This window comes from Lentibacillus saliphilus (assembly GCF_019093865.1).
Lineage (GTDB): Bacteria > Bacillota > Bacilli > Bacillales > Amphibacillaceae > Lentibacillus_B > Lentibacillus_B saliphilus.
Genome location: NZ_JABJXD010000016.1, coordinates 23,034 through 30,493, shown reverse-complemented (window position 1 = coordinate 30,493; position 7,460 = coordinate 23,034). Strand labels below are relative to the sequence as shown.

The following is a 7,460-nucleotide window of genomic DNA, read 5'->3' as shown; positions in this document are numbered from 1 at the left end:
AACAAATTGTTGTGCGCTTCTTGTAAAAGCGACTTTATTAATATAACACATTCATTCATGTTCGTCAACAACTTTTTCATTCTTTTAAAACGAAATGTTGTTGTGTGTTTGCCGCACCATTTTGGCGACAAATAATAATTTACCATGATTCAATTTATAAGTCAACACTTATTTCATACTTTATTTGATACCTTTAAAAATCTGTTCACCCACAAAATTAGATTTGTGATTCATTATTTTATAAGATGCAACTCAATCAGTGTGGTTTTTCTTTATCCTCCACTGAATGACCGTTGAACCAATCGAACCTTTACGGGCTGTTATCTGCTATAAAGTAAAAAACATATGCCCTTTTTAAAAGCAACCGTTTCATTAAAGCCATCCCATTTAAATCAGTTCATCTTATCAAGTACTACTTTATATCGGTTTATTATAATAAGCTACATTGCATAGATTACTTCTTATTATAATATCTTATACATTTTTTTGAGAGGTGACATATAATAATCACGCTATTATGATGGCATAAGTGTTCCTTTCCTACAACATATGTATTTTCTTTTCAGCATGGTTGAACATGCACTATAATAGAATTGTATTTAATATATGGTATAATTAAATGGTAAATAAGGGGGATATACATGGCACAGCTTGTCTATTCAAGTAAAATTAATAAGATAAGATCTTTTGCACTAATATTAATATTTGTTGGATTTGGCTTTATGTATGGTGGGATTCTTACGAAGCAGATTGAGTGGTTAATGTGGATTTTATACGCGGTTGGCTTACTATTTATTGCGTTTAGCTGTTTGGTCTATTTATGGATCGGGACATTATCAACAAGAGCCGTACCGATTATTTGCCCTAGCTGCGAGAAACCTACAAAGATGCTGGGACGTGTTGATGCATGTATGCATTGCAAGCAGCCTTTAACGCTCGACAAAGAGCTTGAAGGAAAGGAATTTGATGAGAAGTATAATAAACGCAGCTACATAAAAGCGTCCGCAAAAAATTTAAACGACAAAAATTAAATCATTTTTAAATAGGAAACTAAAAATCCAAATGCAGACACTGCGTTTGGATTTTTTCGTTTAGCTTTATTTACTGTTTAACCATCTTTTGTTCGCGACAATTTTGACAGGTCCCGTAAATCTCCATACGATGATGAGTAACATTAAAGCCTGTAACTTGCTCAGCTAATGATTCTATTTCATCAAGAACTGGATAATGGAAATCAACAATCTTCCCACATGAATTGCAAATAATATGGTAGTGCTCTGTCGTGTTTGCATCAAAACGGCTTGACGCATCACCATATGTCAGCTCTCTTACAAGGCCAATTTCACGCAACACGCGTAAGTTATTATAGACGGTTGCCACACTCATGTTAGGGAATTTCCCTTCCAAAGCCTTGTAAATATCATCTGCAGTTGGATGTGTCTCTGAATTCATCAAAAACTCTAGGACCGCATGACGTTGTGGTGTAATGCGCACACCCGAGCCTTTAAGCGTATCAATCGCATGATGTAATTTACCATTTTCCATCGTCATGCACCTCTCTTTCCTAAATTTTTACAAATGGAATATATTATCATATTATAATGTTTATAATTAGTTTACCCCTATTTGCCCTGTTCGTCAATATATGTGCACGCACAGCGCATTGCTAAAGCACTGCTTACACATCTGGATGGAGATGGGCCTCTTTTCCTTGTAGTTGTTTATTAACGTATCGAGCAGCTACGAACAAATAATCACTTAATCGATTTAAATATTGTACAACAAGTGGATTTGCCAACGCATCGCCTAGGCCAACTGCATTCCGCTCTGCTCGTCTCGCAATTGTCCGAGCAGTGTGTAATGCGCTTGATGTCTTATGTCCTGACGGCAATATGAAGTTTTTTAGTGGAGGCAATTCCTGATCCCATTCATCTATTTGTTTCTCTAGTTCTTCAATATGTGACTGCCTTAACTCCCACATCACATCTTTATCCTTCGGGGTCGCAAGCTCCGCACCGACATGGAACAATATTGTTTGAACCCGTCTCATATGGTCGAGAAACGCGTCCTTACCATGCCAGTCTTCACCATCAAGGAAGCTTAAGGCGAGTCCAATCATCGAATTTGCTTCGTCACATGTACCATATGCCTCAACACGTAAGTCATTTTTCGGTACACGTTTGCCATATATGAGAGACGTTAATCCTTTATCACCTGATCTCGTATAAATCCGCACGGCTTAATACCCCCTCTGTACATCTATTTTATTCATAAAGCTTGTCCCATTATGCTTAAACACATGTAAGTTCTCTTCAAATATTGCCAGGGCGCGTGTCACATATTGTGCTGACACACCTGAAATATGTGGCGTTACTGTAATGTTCTCTTCTTTCCAAAACATATGATTTGCTGGCAGAGGCTCTTCTTCAAATACATCTAAAACCACATGAGCAATCTTCTGAGAACGAATTGCTTCTACAATGATGTCTTCTGCAACAACATCTCCACGTCCGATATTTATAAAAATCGCATGATTAGGCATAGCGTTAAAATGATCGATCGAAAATAGCTGACGTGTATCTGGTGTACTCGGTAAAACTGAGACGACAAAGTCAGCTTTAGGGAGCTGGTCCTTTAAATCAATTGTCTTATGCGTTTCATCAAAGGACGCGACAGGACGTCCACTCTTTGACACGCCTATCGTTGTCATATGGAACGCTTTTGCTAATCGAGCAACCTCTTGACCAATCGCACCTGTTCCTACAATTAACATCGTACGACCAGAGATTTCTTGCATGCGCAAACTTTTATCCCATATATGATTTCGTTCATTATGAATCAGTTGCTTCTCTTGACGATACACTTGAAGCAGCATAGAAATGACATATTCAGCCATCGGTACTTTATGAATGCCACGCGCATTTGTCACTAAAATATCGCGTTTTTGAATAGCGTGTAATGGCATACGCTCTAGACCTGCTGAAATAACCATAATCCAGCGCAACTTCACAGCTTTGTCTATATCTGATTCCGTCAAATCCTCCCCATATGTGACCAACACATCTGCTGTTGGCAAATAGCGTTCTGCTTCTGATATACCGTTGCAAAAGAAAAACGTTACACCTTGGTTGTTCGCTTCAAGATGATCGCGGTGCTTTTTAGAAATTCGAGCTGTAAATACAATATTCATATATGTCTTTGCCCCCCCATATTTTTCCCGTTTCCTTCATATTATATGTCGTTACAATTATAGGACAACAAGATCGGCTATTCCATCTATTTAACTTTCTCGCTCAAAGAATACGTACAGCTATTTTCTCTAACACATAAAAAATAGCAGCCTCCTGTCTTTAAATGGAGACTGCTAAGTTTTCCTAAACATTTTGGCGAACAAATTCAAGTGCATCCGCGACATGGTCTTTAACGCGTACTTTTCGATATAGCTTTTGAACAATGCCGTCAGGGTTAATGATAAAGGTAGATCTTTCAATTCCGTAATACTCTTTGCCGAAATTCTTTTTCAACTTCCAGACGCCATACGTCTCTGCCACCGAATGATCCTCATCGGCTAATAACATAAATGGTAGCTCGTGTTTTTCAGTAAATGTCTGATGGCGCTTTACAGGATCTGCGCTCACACCAATAATGATCGCGTTGAGGTCCGAAAAATCGCTGTGGGCATCACGAAAATCACACGCCTGTGTTGTGCAGCCTGGCGTCATATCTTTCGGATAAAAATAAAGCACAACGGATTTCCCTTTAAAATCGGATAACTGAATGGTGTCTCCGTGCTGATTTGGTAGTGAAAAATCAGGTGCTTCTTGACCAACTTCTACCGACATGCTTATCCCTCCACTCCACAATTTTACTTTTTACTATAGCATACTGCAGAAGTTCAAGCATGCATTTACATCTAAGCGCTTAATACTCTCTATCCCGTTGCGTGAATTGGACGACCTTCAATACGAAAGCCGCTGGCAAAATATAGCCAATAAGTGCCTCAATGATCGCAATCAATCGTCCAATTCCGACTGGCGCAATATCACCATAACCAATCGTCAGCATTGTGACACCACTAAAATAAATCGAGTGTGCCAAGGATCCCATGACACTCATTTGCTTAAGTTCATTATGCTCGACAAGGACGATCCCTTGTAAAGACAGTGTAAAATAGATCGCTCCAAACCCTAAAATGACAATAATATAAATGATAACGAGCGTAACAAACAATTCAACTGAAAATCGACTGCTTGCAAATGGGTATGCATCCTTTTGTTTTAAGAACATAAATCCAAACACACTAACAGCAACAATGACGCCAAAGCCAACTATAAATACCCACGCCATATAGTGATCTCCTCCAATACTGCATTGTTACTAGTGTATGCACCTTTTTCCAAAAGCTTGTCAACAATGTTTTGTTTTAATGAACAACACCAAAAAGAGCACCACACAAGTGACGTTGGTGTCGTCTAACTTGTGTGGTGCTCTTTTTTACACAGGAACTCTTTAACCGATATGCTCAGGTTGACCGAGGTTTTGGATTTCATAAAGGTTGTAATAGCTTCCGCGTTGATTCATTAATTGTTCGTGAGTACCGATCTCTTGAATTTGACCATTTTCTATAACGACAATCCTATCCGCATGTGTAATCGTTGATAGTCGGTGTGCCACAATAAAGGTCGTTCGATTAGAAGCAAGCTTTTCCATCGCTTCTTGAATGGTATGCTCGCTTTCAAGATCAAGCGCAGATGTCGCTTCATCAAAAATAAGAATCGGTGGATTTTTTAAAAACACACGTGCGATGGCAATCCGTTGCTTTTGACCACCCGACAGCTTTACGCCACGCTCACCGACGAGTGTGTCATAGCCATGAGCAAGCTCGGTAATAAATTCATGCGCATTCGCTGACTTCGCTGCCGCGATCACTTCTTCATCGGTCGCATCAGGATTCCCCATTCGAATGTTCATTGCAATCGATTCGCTGAACAATAAGTTATCCTGAAGCACCATTCCGATATTATTACGCAAAGACCGAGCTTTAACGTCGCGAATATCATGACCATCGACTTTAATAGAGCCGCTCGTCACATCGTAAAAACGTGGAATCAAGCTAATTAAAGTGGACTTACCACCCCCACTCATACCGACGAGAGCAATCGTCTCGCCTTTTCTGACATCAAGGCTAACATTTTTTAGCACTTCAGCTTCTTCATCTTCATAGCGGAATGACACGTTATTAATTTGAATCGTTCCATTAACGCGATCAAGTGCTTTAGCATCTGCTTTATCTGCAACATCGTACGTTTCATTCATAAGTTCAAATACACGGTCTATGGAAGCAACCGACTGTGTTAAAACTGTAGACGAGTTAATGAGCCTTCTTAACGGACTGTATACCCGTTCCATATAAGCGACGAACGCCACCATCGTACCAATTGATAAAGGACCATTGATCACCTGATAGCCACCGAAGCCGATCACAAGGAGTGGTGCAAGATCCGTAATGGTGTTCATCACAGCAAATGTTTTAGCATTCCAGTCTGTATGTGTCAAAGCTTTCGTTAAAAAATTTCCATTACGATCATCAAATTGTTTCTGCTCATAGTCTTCAAGTGCAAAGCTCCTCGTAACAGGAATGCCTTGTACCCGTTCATGCAAATGTCCTTGTACTTCGGCAAGTGCCTGGGACCGGTCTCGCGTCAACTGGCGAAGCTTCGCATAAAAATATTTAACCGATAAACCATATAATGGAAAGAGGACGATCGCCACAATCGTCAAAGGCACATCCAACGTGAGCATTATTGCGATCGCAATTAAGATCGTCGTTAAATCGAGCCAAATATTCATTAGCCCTGTCACAACAAACGTTTTTGTCTGCTCAACATCATGGATTACACGAGAAATAATTTCACCAGTTTTCGTCCGCGAATAAAATTTGAGGCTCAATTTTTGAATGTGGTCAAATAATTTATCACGTATATCATACAAAATGTTATTTGCGACCCACTGAGCTAAGTATTGCCGAATGTATTCCACTGGTGGACGGACTAAAAGAAAAATAACGAATGCACTACCCATGATCCATAACAGTTGAGACGTTTGCTCTGCCTGTGTCATTTCTTCGGCTCCGATAATACCGTCGATCACATATTTTAAAATAAGTGGGATTAATAATGGTATGCCAAATTTAATGACACCAATTAAAATCGTCCAAATGATTTTCCATTTATACGGTTTTACAAATTTCAAATACTGTTTAATCGAATTCATTTGCATACCTCTTTTGTAAAAGTAGTGTGTGTATACATGGTGCCATGGTGCAAAAAAAGCAACATACGTTAAAAAACGCTGACGATAACCGGACCCATGTTGTTGTCCTCAAGTCAAAACGTCAACGATTTTCTATTTTAGCGATAGGTTAAAAAACGTTCATACCACCGATCAATGTATTCATGTGCAAACGGACCTTTCCGCTGTCGCACCCAGCTTAACAAGTAGTCAATATGCTCATAAAGTATGTGATCAAGCTTGTCAGGATAATTCATTTCACGGCGGTGCTCTTCGTATTCGTCTTCATCTAACAACACATAGGTCATATCAGGAAACACTTTAACATCAAGGTCATAATCAATGTATTTAAGCACGTTCATATCGTTATCATATATAAACGGGGAACCGATATTACAATAATAATAAATCCCATCTTGACGTAGCATACCGATTACATTAAACCAGTATTGAGCATTAAAATAACAAATTGCAGGTTCGCGTGTGACCCATGTACGCCCATCACTTTCGGTCACAAGGGCCCGGTCATTAGCAACGATGCACTCATTTTCCGTACCACTCAATACTAAGCTTTCCCGCCAAACACGATGTAGAGTGCCGTTATGTTTATAGCTTTCAATCTGTATGTGAGTGCCTGAAGCTGGCCCAGCCATGCAATCTTCCTTTCCTTATGACAATATTACTTCATTATAAGGCTAAGTGCCTGAAACTTAAAGCATTATGCATAATACTGAACAAACAAATGAAGATACATTTTAGGGAGGGACTTATTGGCAGGCTGGTGGGAGAGTTAAACGGGCGAGCCGTTGTCTTTATTGGCAGATATGCGCTGGATATCGGCGAGAACACGCTCCTTATCGGCAGATCCACACTCCATATCGGCGAGAACGCACCCATTATCAGCAGATGCATCTTTCATACAAATGCAATCTATAAGAAAAGGGCGCCACACAGGGCACCCTTTTTTCTAATTAGATTAGACTACTGTTTGTTCTGTTGTGATTTTTGATTGCGTTTTTTTACTTCCTGCACATCAGTTTCGGATGCAAACTCTGTGCCATATTGACCCTGGCCTTGCTGAGCCTGTTGATTTTGCTGTTTTACATGCTGTACGTTCGTTCCGGATTGAGTTTGATTTGGTTTCTTAGCCACTCTTATCACCTCCGCAT

At 39.7% G+C, this 7,460-nt stretch carries 9 protein-coding genes; 1 reads left to right on the top strand and 8 read right to left on the bottom strand.

Annotated features, from left to right (window positions below; translation table 11 throughout):
- Positions 1–641 precede the first annotated feature (641 nt).
- Positions 642–1,031, top strand: a complete 390-nt coding sequence (locus HPC67_RS15320) for a YgzB family protein (protein WP_217589740.1) — start codon at positions 642–644, stop codon at positions 1,029–1,031.
- Positions 1,032–1,101: 70 nt separating this feature from the next.
- Here HPC67_RS15320 and perR read toward each other — a convergent pair whose 3' ends face one another.
- The 8 genes from perR to HPC67_RS15280 form a co-directional block, all read right to left on the bottom strand.
- Positions 1,102–1,545 carry a peroxide-responsive transcriptional repressor PerR gene (gene perR, locus HPC67_RS15315; RefSeq protein WP_281417549.1) on the bottom strand — a complete coding sequence of 148 codons (444 nt, stop codon included), beginning with the start codon at positions 1,543–1,545 and terminating at the stop codon, positions 1,102–1,104.
- Between the two features lie 133 nt (positions 1,546–1,678).
- Positions 1,679–2,236, bottom strand: a complete 558-nt coding sequence (locus tag HPC67_RS15310; protein ID WP_217589736.1) for a cob(I)yrinic acid a,c-diamide adenosyltransferase — start codon at positions 2,234–2,236, stop codon at positions 1,679–1,681.
- Positions 2,237–2,239: 3 nt separating this feature from the next.
- On the bottom strand, positions 2,240–3,190 hold the full coding sequence (locus HPC67_RS15305) for a D-2-hydroxyacid dehydrogenase (protein ID WP_217589734.1): 951 nt from the start codon (positions 3,188–3,190) through the stop codon (positions 2,240–2,242).
- 184 nt (positions 3,191–3,374) lie between these two features.
- Positions 3,375–3,842: a thioredoxin-dependent thiol peroxidase gene (gene bcp, locus HPC67_RS15300; RefSeq protein ID WP_217589732.1), complete on the bottom strand. Its 468-nt coding sequence runs from the start codon at positions 3,840–3,842 to the stop codon at positions 3,375–3,377.
- Between the two features lie 79 nt (positions 3,843–3,921).
- Positions 3,922–4,347: a potassium channel family protein gene (locus HPC67_RS15295; RefSeq protein WP_217589730.1), complete on the bottom strand. Its 426-nt coding sequence runs from the start codon at positions 4,345–4,347 to the stop codon at positions 3,922–3,924.
- A gap of 162 nt (positions 4,348–4,509) precedes the next feature.
- A complete protein-coding gene (locus HPC67_RS15290; protein ID WP_217589728.1) occupies positions 4,510–6,273 on the bottom strand; it encodes an ABC transporter ATP-binding protein in 1,764 nt (587 codons plus the stop codon).
- A gap of 137 nt (positions 6,274–6,410) precedes the next feature.
- A complete protein-coding gene (gene ntdP / locus HPC67_RS15285) occupies positions 6,411–6,944 on the bottom strand; it encodes a nucleoside tri-diphosphate phosphatase (RefSeq protein ID WP_217589726.1) in 534 nt (177 codons plus the stop codon).
- 328 nt (positions 6,945–7,272) lie between these two features.
- Positions 7,273–7,443, bottom strand: a complete 171-nt coding sequence (locus tag HPC67_RS15280; protein WP_217589724.1) for a gamma-type small acid-soluble spore protein — start codon at positions 7,441–7,443, stop codon at positions 7,273–7,275.
- Positions 7,444–7,460 lie beyond the last annotated feature (17 nt).